The 16184-nt window shown below is 34.9% G+C and carries 19 protein-coding genes and 4 tRNA genes; 12 read left to right on the plus strand and 11 right to left on the minus strand.

Annotated elements, in window-relative coordinates; translation table 11 throughout:
• Nucleotides 1-74: 74 nt before the first annotated feature.
• Together I6F10_RS04995 and I6F10_RS05000 are read right to left on the minus strand one after the other, a co-directional pair.
• The gene (locus tag I6F10_RS04995) at nucleotides 75-239 is read right to left on the minus strand and encodes a hypothetical protein (protein WP_160289074.1); all 165 of its coding nucleotides are present in this window, start codon (nucleotides 237-239) and stop codon (nucleotides 75-77) included.
• A 579-nt stretch (nucleotides 240-818) separates the two neighbouring features.
• Nucleotides 819-1466 (minus strand): hypothetical protein, encoded by a 648-nt coding sequence (locus I6F10_RS05000; protein WP_197098542.1) that lies wholly within the window; start codon nucleotides 1464-1466, stop codon nucleotides 819-821.
• 155 nt (nucleotides 1467-1621) lie between these two features.
• Between I6F10_RS05000 and I6F10_RS05005 the strand changes: the two genes are divergently transcribed.
• The 7 genes from I6F10_RS05005 (at nucleotide 1622) to I6F10_RS05035 (ending at nucleotide 3684) form a co-directional block, all read left to right on the plus strand.
• Nucleotides 1622-1852: a hypothetical protein gene (locus I6F10_RS05005; RefSeq protein ID WP_197098543.1), complete on the plus strand. Its 231-nt coding sequence runs from the start codon at nucleotides 1622-1624 to the stop codon at nucleotides 1850-1852.
• A gap of 2 nt (nucleotides 1853-1854) precedes the next feature.
• A complete protein-coding gene (locus tag I6F10_RS05010) occupies nucleotides 1855-2118 on the plus strand; it encodes a hypothetical protein (protein WP_197098544.1) in 264 nt (87 codons plus the stop codon).
• Nucleotides 2118-2438, plus strand: coding sequence for a hypothetical protein (locus I6F10_RS05015; protein ID WP_197098545.1), 321 nt, complete (start codon nucleotides 2118-2120; stop codon nucleotides 2436-2438). Before I6F10_RS05010 ends, I6F10_RS05015 begins: the two co-directional genes overlap by 1 nt.
• 19 nt (nucleotides 2439-2457) lie before the next feature.
• Entirely contained in the window at nucleotides 2458-2607 is a 150-nt protein-coding gene (locus I6F10_RS05020) for a hypothetical protein (RefSeq protein WP_197098546.1), read from the plus strand.
• Nucleotides 2597-2770 (plus strand): hypothetical protein, encoded by a 174-nt coding sequence (locus I6F10_RS05025; RefSeq protein ID WP_197098547.1) that lies wholly within the window; start codon nucleotides 2597-2599, stop codon nucleotides 2768-2770. Before I6F10_RS05020 ends, I6F10_RS05025 begins: the two co-directional genes overlap by 11 nt.
• A complete protein-coding gene (locus I6F10_RS05030) occupies nucleotides 2757-2999 on the plus strand; it encodes a hypothetical protein (protein WP_197098548.1) in 243 nt (80 codons plus the stop codon). The genes I6F10_RS05025 and I6F10_RS05030 overlap by 14 nt, the downstream gene beginning before the upstream one ends.
• A 352-nt stretch (nucleotides 3000-3351) precedes the next feature.
• The gene (locus I6F10_RS05035; RefSeq protein ID WP_197098549.1) at nucleotides 3352-3684 is read left to right on the plus strand and encodes a hypothetical protein; all 333 of its coding nucleotides are present in this window, start codon (nucleotides 3352-3354) and stop codon (nucleotides 3682-3684) included.
• A gap of 227 nt (nucleotides 3685-3911) precedes the next feature.
• Here I6F10_RS05035 and I6F10_RS05040 read toward each other — a convergent pair whose 3' ends face one another.
• From I6F10_RS05040 to I6F10_RS05055, 4 genes are all read right to left on the minus strand, one after another.
• A complete protein-coding gene (locus tag I6F10_RS05040) occupies nucleotides 3912-4865 on the minus strand; it encodes a hypothetical protein (RefSeq protein ID WP_138685301.1) in 954 nt (317 codons plus the stop codon).
• Between the two features lie 44 nt (nucleotides 4866-4909).
• Entirely contained in the window at nucleotides 4910-5332 is a 423-nt protein-coding gene (locus I6F10_RS05045; RefSeq protein WP_138685302.1) for a hypothetical protein, read from the minus strand.
• 102 nt (nucleotides 5333-5434) lie between these two features.
• Nucleotides 5435-5734 carry a hypothetical protein gene (locus I6F10_RS05050; RefSeq protein WP_138685303.1) on the minus strand — a complete coding sequence of 100 codons (300 nt, stop codon included), beginning with the start codon at nucleotides 5732-5734 and terminating at the stop codon, nucleotides 5435-5437.
• A gap of 798 nt (nucleotides 5735-6532) precedes the next feature.
• Nucleotides 6533-8212: a recombinase family protein gene (locus I6F10_RS05055; RefSeq protein ID WP_197098550.1), complete on the minus strand. Its 1680-nt coding sequence runs from the start codon at nucleotides 8210-8212 to the stop codon at nucleotides 6533-6535.
• A gap of 76 nt (nucleotides 8213-8288) precedes the next feature.
• On the opposite strand from I6F10_RS05055, the gene I6F10_RS05060 reads away from it, so the two are divergent.
• Complete coding sequence (locus tag I6F10_RS05060) at nucleotides 8289-8516, plus strand: hypothetical protein (protein WP_008172234.1); 228 nt, start codon at nucleotides 8289-8291, stop codon at nucleotides 8514-8516.
• A 4-nt stretch (nucleotides 8517-8520) separates the two neighbouring features.
• Here the strand turns inward: I6F10_RS05060 and I6F10_RS05065 are convergent, their stop codons facing one another.
• The 5 genes from I6F10_RS05065 to I6F10_RS05085 all read right to left on the minus strand — a co-directional run bounded on the left by I6F10_RS05065 (nucleotide 8521) and on the right by I6F10_RS05085 (nucleotide 14637).
• Entirely contained in the window at nucleotides 8521-9543 is a 1023-nt protein-coding gene (locus tag I6F10_RS05065) for a hypothetical protein (RefSeq protein WP_197098551.1), read from the minus strand.
• A gap of 101 nt (nucleotides 9544-9644) precedes the next feature.
• Nucleotides 9645-10325 (minus strand): tRNA (adenine(22)-N(1))-methyltransferase TrmK, encoded by a 681-nt coding sequence (locus I6F10_RS05070; RefSeq protein ID WP_197098552.1) that lies wholly within the window; start codon nucleotides 10323-10325, stop codon nucleotides 9645-9647.
• Complete coding sequence (locus tag I6F10_RS05075; protein ID WP_197098553.1) at nucleotides 10326-11264, minus strand: class I SAM-dependent methyltransferase; 939 nt, start codon at nucleotides 11262-11264, stop codon at nucleotides 10326-10328.
• A 2-nt stretch (nucleotides 11265-11266) separates the two neighbouring features.
• Nucleotides 11267-13261, minus strand: a complete 1995-nt coding sequence (gene uvrB / locus I6F10_RS05080; RefSeq protein WP_154903414.1) for an excinuclease ABC subunit UvrB — start codon at nucleotides 13259-13261, stop codon at nucleotides 11267-11269.
• Nucleotides 13258-14637, minus strand: a complete 1380-nt coding sequence (locus tag I6F10_RS05085; protein ID WP_154903413.1) for an MATE family efflux transporter — start codon at nucleotides 14635-14637, stop codon at nucleotides 13258-13260. Before I6F10_RS05085 ends, uvrB begins: the two co-directional genes overlap by 4 nt.
• Nucleotides 14638-15689: 1052 nt before the next feature.
• Here I6F10_RS05085 and I6F10_RS05090 point away from each other — a divergent pair.
• From I6F10_RS05090 to I6F10_RS05105, 4 genes are all read left to right on the plus strand, one after another.
• A tRNA-Asn gene (locus I6F10_RS05090) sits at nucleotides 15690-15766 on the plus strand.
• A gap of 21 nt (nucleotides 15767-15787) precedes the next feature.
• A tRNA-Asn gene (locus I6F10_RS05095) sits at nucleotides 15788-15864 on the plus strand.
• 21 nt (nucleotides 15865-15885) lie between these two features.
• Nucleotides 15886-15962: transfer RNA gene (locus tag I6F10_RS05100), tRNA-Asn, on the plus strand.
• A gap of 26 nt (nucleotides 15963-15988) precedes the next feature.
• Nucleotides 15989-16065, plus strand: a tRNA-Asn gene (locus tag I6F10_RS05105).
• The last annotated feature ends 119 nt before the right edge of the window (nucleotides 16066-16184 follow it).

Below are 16184 nucleotides of genomic sequence, written 5' to 3' on the forward strand. Positions count from 1 at the left end.
CATCGGATAATTAATTATTATGCTGCCCCATCAAGGGATATTATTTTTAAATTCTCTTTTTTGTCGCTGGTGGTTTAGCCTAACGATTCAACCTTTTTTATTGCTCTTAAAATAGTTGGAACGCTTGTATTGAACTTTTTAGCAAGCTCTGTTTTATTATATTGTCCACTGTCCCAAAGCTGTTTAAGCTTCAATAAGTTGTTTAAATCCTTAAATAAATGTATTCTTTGTTTTGTCATTTTTGTTACCTATTAAGTAGTTTTTATTTTTTAAAAAAAGCACTTTTTTGTGCTGATACTAATATATATAAGAGTTTTTTCGTGTTTTACAAAAACCCTTAGAATATTTTTAAATAAGCATTAAAATCAACAACTTAGAATCAATAATATTTTCCCACTGTACAATTAACAGTCAGCAAACGTTGTTTGACCCTGTTTTTTGTGGAATCAACGCAAAATCAAACTGTAAAGGGGGTAAGTAAACACTAACATGCCCGTATTTACTGGGCTGTAGAGTGGTAAATAATCCCTTATAATTCATTCGCTTGTCATTTATTATACAGGAGGTGTTGATGCATAGGTGGTTTATAACAGGTGTATATAACCAAAAGTTATAAAAACAACAAATACTTAATTTTAGACATAAAAAAACCCTGTGCATTATCACTACACAAGGGTTTCATTTATTCTTTGGACAATTCGCGGTTAAATCCACTAATATTTATCATAAATAATAATGAATTGATTTCTTTCATTTTATCAATTTAACCTTATGCATAAAAAGCTTGTTTGATTATTCAGACAAGCTTTTTTTATGCATCATACAAACCCTAGTTTATTAATATTCTGTGCCGTTTCTAACAATGGTTTACATGCATCTGTATTATCATAAAAATAATCAACGTCTTTATTATAAACTGTTGCTGGTGGTTTCAATTTAATGTTCTTAATAGTAAGTAAATTTGCATCAAGTTTATAATCAAAGCTCACTAGGTTGTACATTAAAATTGGCAATTTTGATGATAGTAACACACTATTTTTAGGTGCATCTACTGAACTTGAGCTATATTCGCTTAACTTTTCAGAGACACCATGAACGATAGATTCTAGTATTAATTGTAACGTGATCGCATTATTTTTTAATCTTGTACTATAAAGAATAGATACTTTTTCCTTATCATTAAAATGAACCTGAATATTCAAGCTGTCTTTTGTATGATAATACTGTTCTAGAATCTTTTCTTTAATCTTCGTGTATTCGTTCAGAACTTTTGAATTAACCTTCTTTTTATACTCTTCATTTCGCTTACAATAGTTTTCTAGATAATGTAAAAACTGCCCACTATTCTTGGTTTTAATATTATTCGTGTATCCGTGTTTTGCAATACTCAACATCATTAAATCATTACCAACTAATATTGTGTTTAATTCTTCTTGTACTTGCTGGTTCTTATTCTTCTTAATCATTTTGTTTACCTTTCTGTTTTGTGTGAGGGAAAATATTCCTTATAAAACTATTTATATAACTTTTTATTGCTACTAAATGCCCCACTTATTCAATGTAAAAAACTTACATAAATAATAATAAGAAGATTATTAATAAGATAATCAAAGAATAATTAATGATAGGTAACAACAGTATGTTTATTGAAGATGAACAAGAAGTATTCGCAACACCACAAAAAGAAGTTGAAAAAACTATTCATGCAAGATTAAAACTAACAGACCGTGAACGTGAAATATTACGTTTGTACATGACAGATAATCTTATTACACGGTCAAACCTTGTATACAACACGATTATTAAACGTGAGCTAGAGAACATTAATCGAGATTTACAATACGGGCTTTAATCATGGATTTATTAAAATTAAGAAAGGACATTGAAACTGGTTTATCAAATATTCTTGAGGGTGAAACACTTTCAAAATCATTGTTAGAGAAAACGATAAACACCATATTTGAACGTGTTCTAGATACTCACGAACAAGAAAAATCAAAATTTTTCAATGTTATGGCAGAAGATTCTAAAACCATTCAAAAACTAGATAGTGAGATTGCAGCACTAGAATTAATGATTAGTCAAGAAGAGAATTTATTAAACAAAATGGGTGAATGATGAGTATTTTTACAGAAAGTGGAGAACTTAAAGAAGATTTTAAAATCAAGTCTCAAGAACTATTTAATTCAATATGTGAAGAACACGTACTACCCGCAATTAATGAAGACATTAAAAATATTCAACACGTTTTTATTAGTGAAGATGTAGAAAGCCGCAAAGATAAAATTAAAGAGTTGAAGAAAAAACTTGACGATAAAATTAAAGCTAGACGTGTTTTAAAAACTAAAAATAAAGCTGGTGGCATTCCTACAGATCATGAAAAAAATATTCTACCTGAAAGTGTGAATGAAGGTAAAAAAGTTTGGTTTAAATTATAAAAAATGAAAAGTTAGTATTATGGAAAATGAAAAATTAATAGAACTCTTACACCAATATAAAGAGAGTTTAAAACAAAAGATTTTATTCTGTGAGAGTTCTAAAGAAACACTAGAACAACTACTCGAAGAATTAGAAAACTTATTAAATGGTGTTGAACATGAACAATAATAAATTAAAACAGATTTATGAATTTTTAAAATCTGAACAAGAAAAATCAACGTTTCTTTCAAAGGAAAATTTACAAGAAGAGATTCAAAAAATACAGAAAATTAAAGAACAGATTTTAGAGAATAATAAAAAATTAAATAGGTTTGGCTATGCAGAAAAATAATAAAGGTAAAAAAGAATACATTTTAAATAAAGTTTGTACGTATTTTCAACACGAACTACATGATAATAATGAAGCAGAACGTGCAATTAAAACTATCTTACTTGGTTTAAATATTAGTGTAACAGTTGAACAAGTTTGTGCAGAATACGAACACCAATTCGGTAACGATCAACCATGTTGTTTTAACGTATTCAAACTCACTGACATTATTTTAACCCTTACAGAATAGGTTTAATATAATGTACACAAAAAATAATAGATTAAGATTCTATGCAAAAGATGAAACGAATCATGCCAATTTGAACAATCTATACGATCAATATTGTCAAGATTATTCAAAGCAAGCGATTGTTACATTAATATTAAAACGCTATGGCCTAAGATTCGATCATACTGTTTTGAACATTGCAATAGATCAAAAAACATCAAAATATTTGATTTTAGAGCATTTATTTTATTTTCTAAAAGCTCAATTCCGATAGGTAAACAAAATGAATATACACACAAAACCCTTAAACATTCCCATTAATGAATCATTACACTGGTTTACATACCATTATTTAAACATGGTTCGATACAACATGCTTTATTCACTACCAGCGATTCTAGATTTAATGTTAAGCCATTATCAACTAATGAAGAAACAAGATGGTAGCGGTTTTTACACTGTTGAAGACGTATTTACTGCGTATGAAATTACAAAATTTTTGCAACACTCTAAACAAGTAGATCTTAAAATGGTGCATGACAAAATAGTAGCTTTCTTTCATTTAGTGAATAATGATGTTCTGAAAAATGATAAGAAGTTAACCCCTTTAAAACCACTCTACAAGCTATATGATGGCTCGTTGACTTATGAGCAAGTAAAAGATAAAGATGGTACTTTATTGGAGCTAAAAGGATGGAGTGAGTAGTCTAGAGCCTAATCATTAAATAGTTCTAAATTGGGTTTAGACTATTCTTATGTTTAGTATGCTTTTCCATAAAAAATTTGTTAGGTTCACTCACAAACCTAACAAATTGTTTATGGAAAATAAAAGTTTACTAAATTATTTTTGATGACTTGATCTATCTTCAAAAAGCGCTCTTATCGTTATATACCAAACTTAGAGCAAGTTCCCAGTTCTAGCTTAATCTTAGATTAGTAACTTTCATAACTTTCGCATGTTGACCAGATTTTTTTTCTGTCATGCACCCTTATTAATACGCACTCACCACTGAACATTTGTATGTCTTCTAAGATAACATCCTCATGACCTGATGAAGTAAAGCAGCCTTCAGAAATAGTTAAAATATTCTGAGCTAGTAGACTCATTTGTAGATCAAAATAATTATCACTATAGCAATAGAGCGATTCGCTTTTCAAAAAACCTGAACCTCTTTTTATATTATTTTTTGCTTTCTTTTGTCTCTCTTTTAGTAGTGCTAATCGCTTTTCTTCTGCATATTCTTGTTTCTTTAATCGTTCTTCATTCTTAACATGCTTTGCTAATTCATCATTTTGAGCTTTAGCTTTTTTCAACTTATTTTCTTTACTTTTTATTTCACCTTTCAACTTACTAAGAACCATTTCAGATTGAGTATCTACTTTAATTACCGCATTATTTAGGTAATCGATAAAATCTTGATAGCCAGTAAAACCAAAATACGCACTTTTATCTTTAGTCTTCTCTCTTTGTAAGGCATTACCTGCTAGTAGTTGATTTATAGTTTTCGGGCTAGTTCTCTTTGAAAGAAATTCTTTAGATTCTAATCGGTTCAATCCAGACATGAAAGATCTATGAAAAATACTTTTGAATTCAGGACAACTTCTTTTTAATCTTTTTTTTCCTATTCTTCGTGGACTTTCTATATCAGGGAATCTCTCGACAGACCTTTTGATAGAATTTCTTTTATTAATAATAGATTGAAATACGCCAAAACTATTAATATCGCTCAAATTCTGGTCATCTATAAATTCTGCATATTCCAATTGTTTTGATATATGGTTCAAAATAGTAGTAGAAAGCAAAAAAGCTTCATGCTCACAATCAATCCTTTTAGCGTACGAACTTTGAGTGCTAAATAACAAAATCACTGCAACTAAATATTTCACAAAAACTCCTTTTTCATATTTAAAAAGTCAAATATTAACCACTTTTAATTATTGGGCTGGGAATAGTTACTTAATTGAGATATTGAGTAATGCTTTGTACCTCCTGACCCGTCAGAATACTTTTCAGTAATGCTCAACTTATCACCATTTTCTGAAAAAATTATCTTTGAGTCATATTTATCTGTTCGCCACCGCCCAGAATCTGAAGCCCAAATAGCTCTATTACCGTCTAATTTACAACGGTACTTCCAGTGTTTTCCATCTCCTTGGCGTGAGTATGAAAGGAAAACTGTATTATTCTTAAATGAATCAACCTGAATTATTGATGGATCACGCCCCATAGTTGCAGCTATGGTAGCAGTACATATTTGTTCTGTAGTGAATGTTTTTTCACCTGAGCCACACGCTTGCAAAAAAACAGCTGATAAAATTAAAAAACATTTACTTAAAATTCCTTTAATATTCACTTTTATTCCTTGTACGAAAAGTTATTAATTATTCAAGTAACCAATTGTTTAGTAAATTATATTACTTAAAAGTATGAATTTATCTTTACTTTGAATCTATACCTAAATGAGTATAAATATTTCATTACCGTCTATTGTCGCAACTAATTTTGAAAAACCGAGTCTTTCAGCTTCGGATGGTAAGGTTAAACTCTCTCTTTTTGCTCCTCTATCATTGCAGTGCATAGGTTGGATAGTATCTACATCAGGATCTAATATTGATAAAACTTCCTCAAATATAGCTTCTTCCAACGAACTGCTGCCCAAGCTATCAAGTACCTCCTCTTTATTTGAAAAATCCGTTATTTTATGTAGCTTCAAGCTACCGACTTTATTTTTAAATTCATATTTAATTTCTATCATTAAGAAAGCTCCAATTTAAATTCAATTAACTAGCTAACTAACTGAATGGGTGAAAGTATTCGCTGTATTTGTAATATAAGAGATGAAACCTGAAGGAATGGAGTGAATAGTAATACGCTAATTAAGTGTAGCTTAATTTTTGCAGTGCATTCCTTGCAATCTTCATCAAAACAAAAAGATAAATTTTAGCGGGCTTTTGATTGTATAAAACAACTTTCTCTACTCTAAGCCACCTTAGCTAATACTATATGCTCATATTTTTATAAAAACAAATACAATATCCTTTGAATAAAGATTCTCCTGCTTAGCTTTATGTCACTTATTCGCGTTAATAATGAAAGAATGGTTTGCTGAAGCTTTTTTAGTTTCCAATCACTCGCAAGGACAGCCCAATATAAAGCGCATAAATATTATTGTGAGGGTGAAAGAGGGTTACAACACAACTTGGTCACTGTCTGTTATTCAAAGTATGTAGCGATTGTTATAACGGTAATGTGCTTATTTGCATTTGCACTACCTGTCTGTTTTAAACAACGTGAAGAATAATGAAGTTATTATTTTAGGGGACTATCCAAAAATGAATAAATTAGCTTTTGACTGTTGGTGTATAGTTCGCGTCAACGTGTTGTAACCCTTCCTAGAAAAAATGCAAAAAAAAACCTTACCCGAATAATCAAGTAAGGTTCTAAAAATTACTAACAACAACGTTTAACACTCAAAACAACATTGTGTACTATTATTTATGGTTCATCAAAGGTAGGTATCGTACAGTTACCATAGCTTTAAAAGTATCAAGTTTTAAGGGTTACTAAATGCTGTAAGCGCGTTGTATGCGTTATCTTGTGCTTTATATAACAAAGCTAAACTATCAAACTTTTGTTGCTCATATTCCTTATGAGGAAGAAATAACTCTACAACAAAGCCAGTTTTATAATGAATTTTGGCTTTAGCAGATCTTTTGACTTTCGTTAGTTCAATTTTGTCGATAAATCTTTTCAAAGTTTCATTATATAAAACTCTATTTCTTTCATCTGTAAAATCTAATTTATTTATATCTTTTATAGAGTTAAGGACTAGATCAAGATCAGCGTTTCTTTTGAAAATTACTAATTTTGATTCAATATCTTTTATATCTTCATTAATTTTCTGTCTTTTCCTTGAGAGTGCTAAAACTGTTTTTCTAGTTTCATCTATTGATTCAAGATCATCATTTTCAATGTAAGACGACATCAAAGTGTCATAGTAATTTTTATTTTTTGTAATTTTTTTCTTATCATCTAATTTAACATTGAGTTTGTTCTCAAGATCAATTATTAAACCGTTGTCGTTTGTATCTTTTAATAGTTCCCTAAAGTCATAATTTCCAAAGTAGTTTATGAAATTAGGTAGGATTACTTTTTCATAATTTATTGAACCATTTTTACATTTTTCATTTATATTTTTAGGTTGGCTCATACTGGCACAACGAAGAAAGGTTTGTTTATCCGATTGTTTGAAATAGCCGTAGTTATTACCACAACAAGAACATTTAGTAAGTCCTGAAAATATGTTTACAACTTTTCTAATGTTACGTTTACCCTCAAACATACCCTGAACATTATCAAAATCTTCTTTACTTATAATAACTGGGTAGTAGTTTTCTATAATCTCGCCAGTCGAGATCCTCTTACGAGTAGTTGTGTATTCGTTTTTAAAGATCTCATAAGCACCATAGACACCACGATGCTTTAATATATCAGTAACTCTTGTTGAATTTAGTTGATGTTTGCTGTTACTTTTATTCCCCGCAAGTTTAAGGTTATTTTCATTAAAATAACGAGTTATGGAGTGTAGACCCATTCCCTCAAGTCTTAACTTAAAGATCAATTTCACATGTTTTACTTGTTCTGGTAATAGAGTGAAGTTGTTGTTCTCATAGGTTAACCAAAAAGGCATATGAGAATTTTTAACAGCAATTCCATTTGCTATTTTTTCTCGTTTTCTAGCAAATGTGTCCCTTAATCTGACCGACTTCTGCTCAGATTCCATAAACGCAAGGTGTAAGCCCGCTGTAACTAAAAGATCCGCACCTATTTCATTTGATGATGAGTCATCAAAAATAATATTGTATTTTACTATCGCAATTTTGATACCTGCATCGAAAATCCGCTGAATTAGCTTTCGGCTTTCGCTAATTTTCTGTCTAGATAACCTATCAAGTGCTTCTAAAATTAATAACGATCCTTGTTCAATTTTTCCGTTTTCAGCATCAATAATGAATTTGCCTAATTCGCCATCTAAGATGTTTGAACCATCATAGGCAGATACACCACTATCATTGATTATTTTGGATTGAATATATTGAACATTACCTTCGCTATTGTTATTAATACCATCTAAGAATTTTGTTATAAAATCTTCTTGCCTATTAATTCCTTCACCTGAAATTTGAGCTTTTGATGAAATGCGAGTATAGAAATATGCTGGTTTTAAGTTCATAAAATTAACTTCAATATCTGACTTACCTAGATGATACACAATTTAGAAACTTAGCTATACTTTTATAATAACCATTATGATTGTACTTATTGTGCTAATTTCGGTTGGCTCAGGAGTAGTTTACGATATGTATAAAAAGCATCTTGAGTTTAAGCATAAAATGCAAAACAACAACAGCGATGCCCATAAACAATTAGCTGAAACAAACGCACAAGTGCTTGCATTAAAAGAGCGTGTACAAACACTTGAGGCTATTGTTACTGATTCAAGCTTTAACGTTAAAGATGAAATTAATAAACTTTAAGTTGCTATAAGTAATTTGGATATAAATGCGCATTTTCTGGCTGCTCAATGCCGTGAGCAGCTAAAAACCCTCCAATAGCTTGCCCACAGCCCTGTGGTGCTCGCCCACTGTCTATCTCAAAGTTTAACTGATTAGCATGTTGCTTACCCATAGAGCAAAGCCCTACGGTACTTGGCGAGCGCATAGCGATACTTAGGTTACCTATTTGTTCAACCACTACGTGCTTACTAAAACGGGCAAAACCTTTGTATTTAAACTGCTCGTTTACGTATTCATTGCTTGTCGCAACAAGGGCTGCAATAAACCCATGTAAAAAGCTATTAGCTGACGAGTCAGACCTTAAAAACGAAATAGTCTTGTTATTAAATTCACTTAACTGACACTCGTTACATAACAACTCAACGGTGTATAGGTGTTGCCCTGCTATTTGCTGATGACCTTGTAATGTAACGTTTGCACCTGCAAACACAACACGTTTTAGTAACTCATTAACTGATGTTTGTACACAGCGTCCTTTCACAAGTTCTGGATTTTGCGCCATAACAGGTAAGTCGTGATGATTATTAAAAGGTGTACTCGTTGCATGGTGTTGCGTTAACTGAAAAAGCTCTCTTACTTCGTGTTCACGCGCTACTTTTAACGCTAAAAATGCGGTTTGAATAAGTTCTGAAGTAGGTAAGTTTTCCTCTACAATCCAGCGTCTGCCAAATAATAGTTTTTTGGCCTTGCCTTCGTTAGTAGATGCGCTTTTTTGGTAGTTATCGGGGCTCAGCACTGCTACTTGCAGATAGATTTCTTCACCTTTTTGTGCAGCGAGCACCCTAAAGTGAGCCGAAAACTCAATACTCTCAAGTACTTCGTTTACACTTTGAAGCGTATGCTTGTAACGTAAAAAATGCTGTGGCACCACCCAACTACTATTAGCTAATTGCACAAGGGGTGCATAAGAAATAGGTTGCTCATAACTGTGTTGCCATTTTTGCTCATTGCTAAGCAAATGATTAATGTGACTCTTGTTATCTGACATAAATAAACCAAATAAACTCGCGTTGTGCGATATAAACTATGAACACATTACGTCGTCAATGTCGTAATTAGATCACATGTACGCCCTACTTTTGGGCTTTTTTAACTATCGATGAGTTCTTGATAGTCTGTTATAACTTTTTGATAGTATGGCTTATCTTTATTGAGCATTTTATTATAATGATTTATGAGTTGTCGTTGGTACATAGCGTGCTCTGTACTAGCAAAGTCCCACATTTTGTTGCCTGTATGGCTAATTTCATTATTGGTACTAAAGCTCACTTCAATCACTTCATAAAAACGTTTGTTGTCGTAAACTATTTGTTCACTTTTAAGCCCTAAACCGAGTTGTTTTAAACCCACTCGCAACTTATAAGTGTGATGCACTGGGCATAAAATAAACCGAACATTATTTAAATGCTCAACTGCGTTATTAGCAATGATTTGTTGTACTAAACTTAACAACAGCTCACCGCCAACACCTGCTATTACAACTACTTGGCTTTTACTTTGAGCAATTTCTATTTTGCCTACATCCTGACACAAGACCTGCCACTGCGGGTTTTTATTACAGGTTTTTTGTAATTTATTAATAGATGATAATTGCGCTTCTAGGTCGTTCATTAAAGTGGCGACTATATCTACAAAAATAACGTGGTTTGCAGCTGCGCGTTTTAATAGCGCCATGCCTAAATAACCATGGTCGCAGCAACAATCCCAAATAATATCGTGATGCTGCGAAATTAATTTATCAATGGCAGTTAGGCGTTTACTGAGCTTCATTTAAGCAGGTGTTTGTGACGTTTTATAGACAAGCGCTTTTAAACTTTTGTCGCTGTCTACTTCAATAAAACGCTCGGTGGGGGCTAGGCGCTCAACAAATTCAATTGCGCCTTGGGTGTTCTCGTTTATTAATGCTTTAAACGCATCTTCGCTAAGCTCTGGGCTATTAGCACACAATAGTAATTGTGTAGTATCGCAAAGTAGCTCTGGTAACCTGCGCAGCACTTTTTGATAGTCTTTAGTTAATATAAAGCTGCCTTTTTGAAAGCTTGGCGGATCAACTACTATTAAATCAAACGGGGCTGCTTTTTTTAGTTTTCCAAACGATTTTAAAATATCGTGAGGTAAAAAACTTACGCCGCGCTCAAAACCATTTAGCTGATGGTTTTGCTTGCCGACTTTAAGCACGCCTTTGCTCATATCCATGTTCATCACATGATCTGCCCCGCCTTGCATGGCGGCAAGCGAAAACCCACATGTATACGAAAACAAATTAAGCACTTTGCCATGCTTGCTGTTAGCCATTACAAATTCACGGCCGCTGCGCATATCGGGAAATATTCCGGTATTTTGGCGGCTTTGTAAATCAACCAAAAAGCGAATGCCATTTTCGGTTACAACATGTGGGTTAGGTAATTGCCCATAAACCACGGTGTTTTGGCTTTGTACGCCAGCACGTTGCTGGTACACAAGTGACGTAATAAGCTCTGGCTGGTTTTCTTGCGCCCACTGCCACACAACATTGGTGAGCTCGCTTAGTGTTTGCTCGTCAATTTCATCGTACGAAACCAAAAACAAACTGGGTGGGTAAAAGTCTAAATTAATATGGCTTAATGCTTCGACGCTGTGGCCTCGGCCATGAAAAACACGACACAGTTCATTTTTTAAAATTGGCGCGTCTTCAAGCGCAGTAATAAGAGGTGTAAAGTTTGCTGTCATTTTTAATTAATCAACTGTTGTTGTAGTTCATGTATTTCATCGCGAACAGAGCCCGCTTTTTCAAATTCTAGGTCGCTTGCGTATGCATGCATTTTGGTTTCAAGCTGCTTAATTTGCACGGCAATTTCTTTCGCACTAAGAACCTTTTTAGACTCTTTACGAATAAGTTTAAGGTTGTCTTTAGGAGCCGCTTCCTCGCCTACATCCATTACATCAAGTATTTTTTTAGCCAGAGCATGAGGCTCTATGCCGTGCTCAACGTTGTATGCATGCTGAATTTCGCGCCTGCGTGCTGTTTCGTCCATGGCTTTTGCCATTGATTTTGTAATTCTGTCACCATATAAAATAGCGCGGCCATCTAAGTGACGCGCAGCACGGCCAATGGTTTGTATCAGCGAGCGAGCTGAGCGTAAAAAGCCCTCTTTGTCAGCATCAAGTATGGCAACAAGTGCCACTTCTGGCATATCAAGGCCTTCTCGCAGTAAGTTAATACCCACTAACACATCAAACACGCCAGCTCGTAAGTCACGAATTATTTCTACGCGCTCAACGGTATCAATGTCTGAATGTAAGTAACGTACTTTAACATTATGCTCGCTTAGGTAGTCAGTTAAATCCTCAGACATACGTTTAGTAAGTGTAGTTACCAGTACGCGTTCGCCCTTCTCCACACTTTTGTATATTTCTGAGAGTAAATCATCAACCTGATCGCCCACAGGACGTACTTCTATAAGTGGGTCGAGCAGCCCTGTTGGGCGAATTACTTGCTCTGCTACTTCGCCTGCGCTGCGCTCAAGCTCAAAGTCGCCAGGCGTTGCCGATACATAAATAGTTTGTGGTGCTATAGCTTCAAATTCTTCAAAACGCAGTGGCCTATTATCCATTGCTGAGGGCATTCTAAAACCGTACTCAACAAGGTTTTCTTTACGGCTTCTGTCGCCTTTATACATTGCGCCAATTTGCGATACGGTTACATGCGATTCATCAATAATCATTAATGCGTCATCAGGTAGGTAATCAAGCAATGTTGGCGGCGGATCGCCCGGTGTGCGCCCCGATAAATAACGGCTGTAGTTTTCTATACCCGAGCAATAACCTAGCTCGGTCATCATTTCAATATCGTATTGCGTACGCTGTGCTACACGTTGCTCTTCTACTAGCTTATTTGCACTGAGTAACTGAGCGCGTCGCTCTTTTAGTTCTTCTTTTATTTTTTCGATAGCGCCAAGTATTTTTTCACGCGGGGTCACGTAGTGCGTTTTAGGATAAATAGTAGCGCGCACTATGTGCTTTTCAATTGCGCCGGTAAGCGGGTCAAAAATACTTAAGCGTTCTATTTCATCATCAAACATTTCTACACGTACAGCAAATGTGTCTGATTCTGCTGGGAATATGTCAACTACTTCGCCACGTACACGGTATGTACCTCGGCTAAAATCTATATCATTGCGGGTATATTGTATTTCAGCAAGGCGGCGTAGCATGTCGCGTTGATCTACTTTTTCGCCCACTTTTAAAAGCAGCATCATTTTCATGTACGATTTAGGGTCACCCAAACCATAAATAGCCGATACCGATGCCACAATAATGGTGTCGCGACGCTCAAGCAGTGCTTTGGTCGCACTTAAACGCATTTGCTCTATGTGCTCATTTATCGAAGCATCTTTTTCAATAAATGTGTCGCTAGATACAACATAAGCTTCTGGCTGGTAGTAATCGTAATACGATACAAAGTATTCAACCGCGTTTTTAGGAAAAAACTCTTTCATCTCGCCGTATAGCTGCGCAGCCAATGTTTTATTGTGCGCCATTATTATTGTTGGACGATTTAAATCGCTAATAATATTGGCCATGGTAAAGGTTTTACCTGTACCGGTGGCACCTAATAACGTTTGGTGTGCAAGCCCCGCTTCTAATCCTTCGCACAGCTGTTTAATGGCGGTAGGCTGATCGCCTGCTGGTTTGAAATGTGATTTTAACTGAAAATGGTCGCTCAATTATTGCACTCCTGTAACGATTCGCCGCTCAGCGCTTCTAGTTTTTTCATAAACCATTTATATGCCACTATTGCTGTAAATAAATTACCTATGGCAGCGCCTATAAATAACCCTAATAATCCGGCTATTTCGTTGCCGATATAAGCAAATGGTACATAAAATATGAATAAACGAATAACGCTTAGTACCAATGCGTTCATTGGTTTATGTAAAGCATTAAACGATGAGTTTGATAATATGATCACCCCTTGTAAGCCATAGCTTAATGGGATGGTATAAATAAAGAGCTTAATTACATCTATTACGGCTTGTTCTTTACCAAATAATTGGCTTATTACACCTGAAAATGCAATTAGTAATACGTAAATGGCAAATTGCAATACCATCACAAATTTTAGTGTGCCGGTATACGCTTCTTTAACACGGCATAATTTGCCAGCCCCAAAGTTTTGACTCACAAATGGCGGTAATGTCATCGATAGCGCAAGCACTAATATACTTGCAATAGATTCTATCCGGCTGCCTACTCCAAATGCGGCCACGGCTTCTGGCCCATGGTGCGCTACTAAGGCGGTCATTACCGCCATTGCAACAGGTGTAAGCATGTTTGCGCCGGCAGCAGGTAAACCAATTTTTAATATTTTACGAATAGCGCCAGTTACAGTTTGCTTGCCCGCTTTTAGACTCAACAAACGTTTTTTAACCGCTAATATATATAAAATAATAACCACAGCGACCGACCATGCAACAACACTTGCTATGGCAGCGCCTTGAATTCCTAACGCGGGTACCGGCCCAAAGCCAAATATAAGTATTGGGTCAAGTACGGCGTTTATCAGCCCTGCTCCGCCCATTACTATACTTGGCGTTTTGGTATCACCGCTGGCACGCAGTACCGAATTACCAATCATTGGGGTTATTAAAAATACGCTACCGATAAACCATACATTCATGTATTCGTGTATTAACGGCAATACTTGCGCGCCCGCTCCTAGCAAAGTAAATATGGGGTCAATTAGTAAATATCCAACAGATGACAACACAATAACCAGAACCACACCAACCATTAAAGAAATACTGGCATCAAAACGTGCTTCATCAATTTTATTACTGCCGAGCGCTTTCGCTATTACTGCTGATGTACCGATCCCCAGCCCTATTGCTAAGCTGATAACGGTAAAAGTAACCGGAAATGTAAAGCTCACGGCAGCTAGTGGTTCGGTGCCAAGTAAGCTTATAAAAAAGGTGTCTACAATATTGAACATCATTAGTGTGATCATGCCGAATATCATCGGTATGGTCATCGTCTTTAATGTAGGCAAGATAGGATCGTTTAGTAAATCTGGGCGAGTCTGAGATTTTGAAATTGCGCGCATGAAATAAATAGGCCTCTTTTTACTGAACGAATCATTTTAAAGCATCAAGGCAGTTCAAGCCACGGATTTATCACTACAATTGATGTAATTACGGAAGTAAATATTCTAAAAAATAGTAAAACTTGATTTTTACATCTTTTTGTTAAAATAGAGCCTAAACACGCCAAAAAACAATTAAAACACATTTTTATAACTTTTATTACAAACACCCTGTGTTATCTGATACTTTTTTACACAAAGCAACTACTTGGTTTATCGTTACGAAAAAATTCATTCATGGAGTTACATCTATTAGCCACCAAAACATAACCTACTGTTTTACAATGAATAAAAAATAGTGATTTAAAAGCTTGAAATCGTTGTAGCACCCTAAAACATTGGTGCCGATGATGTTCTTAAAGTTTCATAAACAGAGTTATCCACAGAAACCGTGGATAACTCATTCAAAGCCGCATTTTTAAAGGCCTTGAGAGACTCGCAATTTTCGCTGAGGTCCAATCAATTGTTGATTTGCTAATTGTGGCATTTTTATAAACTCACACTGAAAACGCAAGCTTGCCGATTTTTCTTCTTAACATAGTTATACGTTAGTAAATAAAAAACGTTTAATACAAAGTTAAGTTATTGATTGTTCTATTTTTGAGCGAAGATAATAAATGCTCAATTTATAGATCAAAATTGGATCACTATTAAGGGGAAAAATACTTTAATGACTATTCGTGCAGGTATATTTTTAGAAAATTAAAATAAAAAAGTAAATAAATACGAAGAATACCCCAAAGTAAAAAATGAAATTTTATGTTTTTGAGTTGTTTTTTAATTACAAGTGGCTTTAATGGCGTGTTTAATTTAACCAATTTAAAGACTCAACAATAATAAAACTCGCATTAGTATTCTTAAATTCTCAAAAAAATAGCTTTAATAGAGCTATAAATCACGCAGATCGAACACAAAAACAACGAATAAACCTCTTTTTTCAATTTATGACTTTTATATGTTGACACTTTGCGGCTCCATCATTAATATTTCGCCCCGTTGAAAGGCAAGACGCTTCCCCCTTAGCTCAGTTGGTTAGAGCGACGGACTGTTAATCCGCAGGTCCCCCGTTCGAGTCGGGGAGGGGGAGCCAAGTTTTTCAACCATAAACGATTCCCCCTTAGCTCAGTTGGTTAGAGCGACGGACTGTTAATCCGCAGGTCCCCCGTTCGAGTCGGGGAGGGGGAGCCAAGTTTATGTTTATGATATAGTTCCCCCTTAGCTCAGTTGGTTAGAGCGACGGACTGTTAATCCGCAGGTCCCCCGTTCGAGTCGGGGAGGGGGAGCCAAATCATCATAATATCAGTACTTTAGTTCCCCCTTAGCTCAGTTGGTTAGAGCGACGGACTGTTAATCCGCAGGTCCCCCGTTCGAGTCGGGGAGGGGGAGCCAATTCTAAGAATTTCATAGACATTTCAAGCTATTTCCACTACTCTTCCTTATATAACTAAAGCATTAGTTTAATTCTTTAATGCGCTGTACTTAGTTTATTAATCAAGGACTTGATTCCT

Source organism: Pseudoalteromonas sp. SWYJZ98, assembly GCF_015864495.1.
Classification (GTDB): Bacteria; Pseudomonadota; Gammaproteobacteria; order Enterobacterales; family Alteromonadaceae; genus Pseudoalteromonas; species Pseudoalteromonas distincta.

What these genes read in the sequence shown, in the direction of transcription:
- I6F10_RS05055 (WP_197098550.1), bottom strand. Translation starts at nt 8,212, where the DNA reads ATGAACTTAAAACCAGCATATTTCTATACTCGCATTTCATCAAAAGCT.
- I6F10_RS04995 (WP_160289074.1), bottom strand. Translation starts at nt 239, where the DNA reads ATGACAAAACAAAGAATACATTTATTTAAGGATTTAAACAACTTATTG.
- I6F10_RS05065 (WP_197098551.1), bottom strand. Translation starts at nt 9,543, where the DNA reads ATGTCAGATAACAAGAGTCACATTAATCATTTGCTTAGCAATGAGCAA.
- I6F10_RS05070 (WP_197098552.1), bottom strand. Translation starts at nt 10,325, where the DNA reads ATGAAGCTCAGTAAACGCCTAACTGCCATTGATAAATTAATTTCGCAG.
- I6F10_RS05025 (WP_197098547.1), top strand. Translation starts at nt 2,597, where the DNA reads ATGAACAATAATAAATTAAAACAGATTTATGAATTTTTAAAATCTGAA.
- I6F10_RS05005 (WP_197098543.1), top strand. Translation starts at nt 1,622, where the DNA reads ATGATAGGTAACAACAGTATGTTTATTGAAGATGAACAAGAAGTATTC.
- I6F10_RS05050 (WP_138685303.1), bottom strand. Translation starts at nt 5,734, where the DNA reads ATGATAGAAATTAAATATGAATTTAAAAATAAAGTCGGTAGCTTGAAG.
- I6F10_RS05075 (WP_197098553.1), bottom strand. Translation starts at nt 11,264, where the DNA reads ATGACAGCAAACTTTACACCTCTTATTACTGCGCTTGAAGACGCGCCA.
- I6F10_RS05085 (WP_154903413.1), bottom strand. Translation starts at nt 14,637, where the DNA reads ATGCGCGCAATTTCAAAATCTCAGACTCGCCCAGATTTACTAAACGAT.
- I6F10_RS05020 (WP_197098546.1), top strand. Translation starts at nt 2,458, where the DNA reads ATGGAAAATGAAAAATTAATAGAACTCTTACACCAATATAAAGAGAGT.
- I6F10_RS05060 (WP_008172234.1), top strand. Translation starts at nt 8,289, where the DNA reads ATGATTGTACTTATTGTGCTAATTTCGGTTGGCTCAGGAGTAGTTTAC.
- I6F10_RS05030 (WP_197098548.1), top strand. Translation starts at nt 2,757, where the DNA reads ATGCAGAAAAATAATAAAGGTAAAAAAGAATACATTTTAAATAAAGTT.
- I6F10_RS05035 (WP_197098549.1), top strand. Translation starts at nt 3,352, where the DNA reads ATGCTTTATTCACTACCAGCGATTCTAGATTTAATGTTAAGCCATTAT.
- I6F10_RS05010 (WP_197098544.1), top strand. Translation starts at nt 1,855, where the DNA reads ATGGATTTATTAAAATTAAGAAAGGACATTGAAACTGGTTTATCAAAT.
- I6F10_RS05015 (WP_197098545.1), top strand. Translation starts at nt 2,118, where the DNA reads ATGAGTATTTTTACAGAAAGTGGAGAACTTAAAGAAGATTTTAAAATC.
- I6F10_RS05000 (WP_197098542.1), bottom strand. Translation starts at nt 1,466, where the DNA reads ATGATTAAGAAGAATAAGAACCAGCAAGTACAAGAAGAATTAAACACA.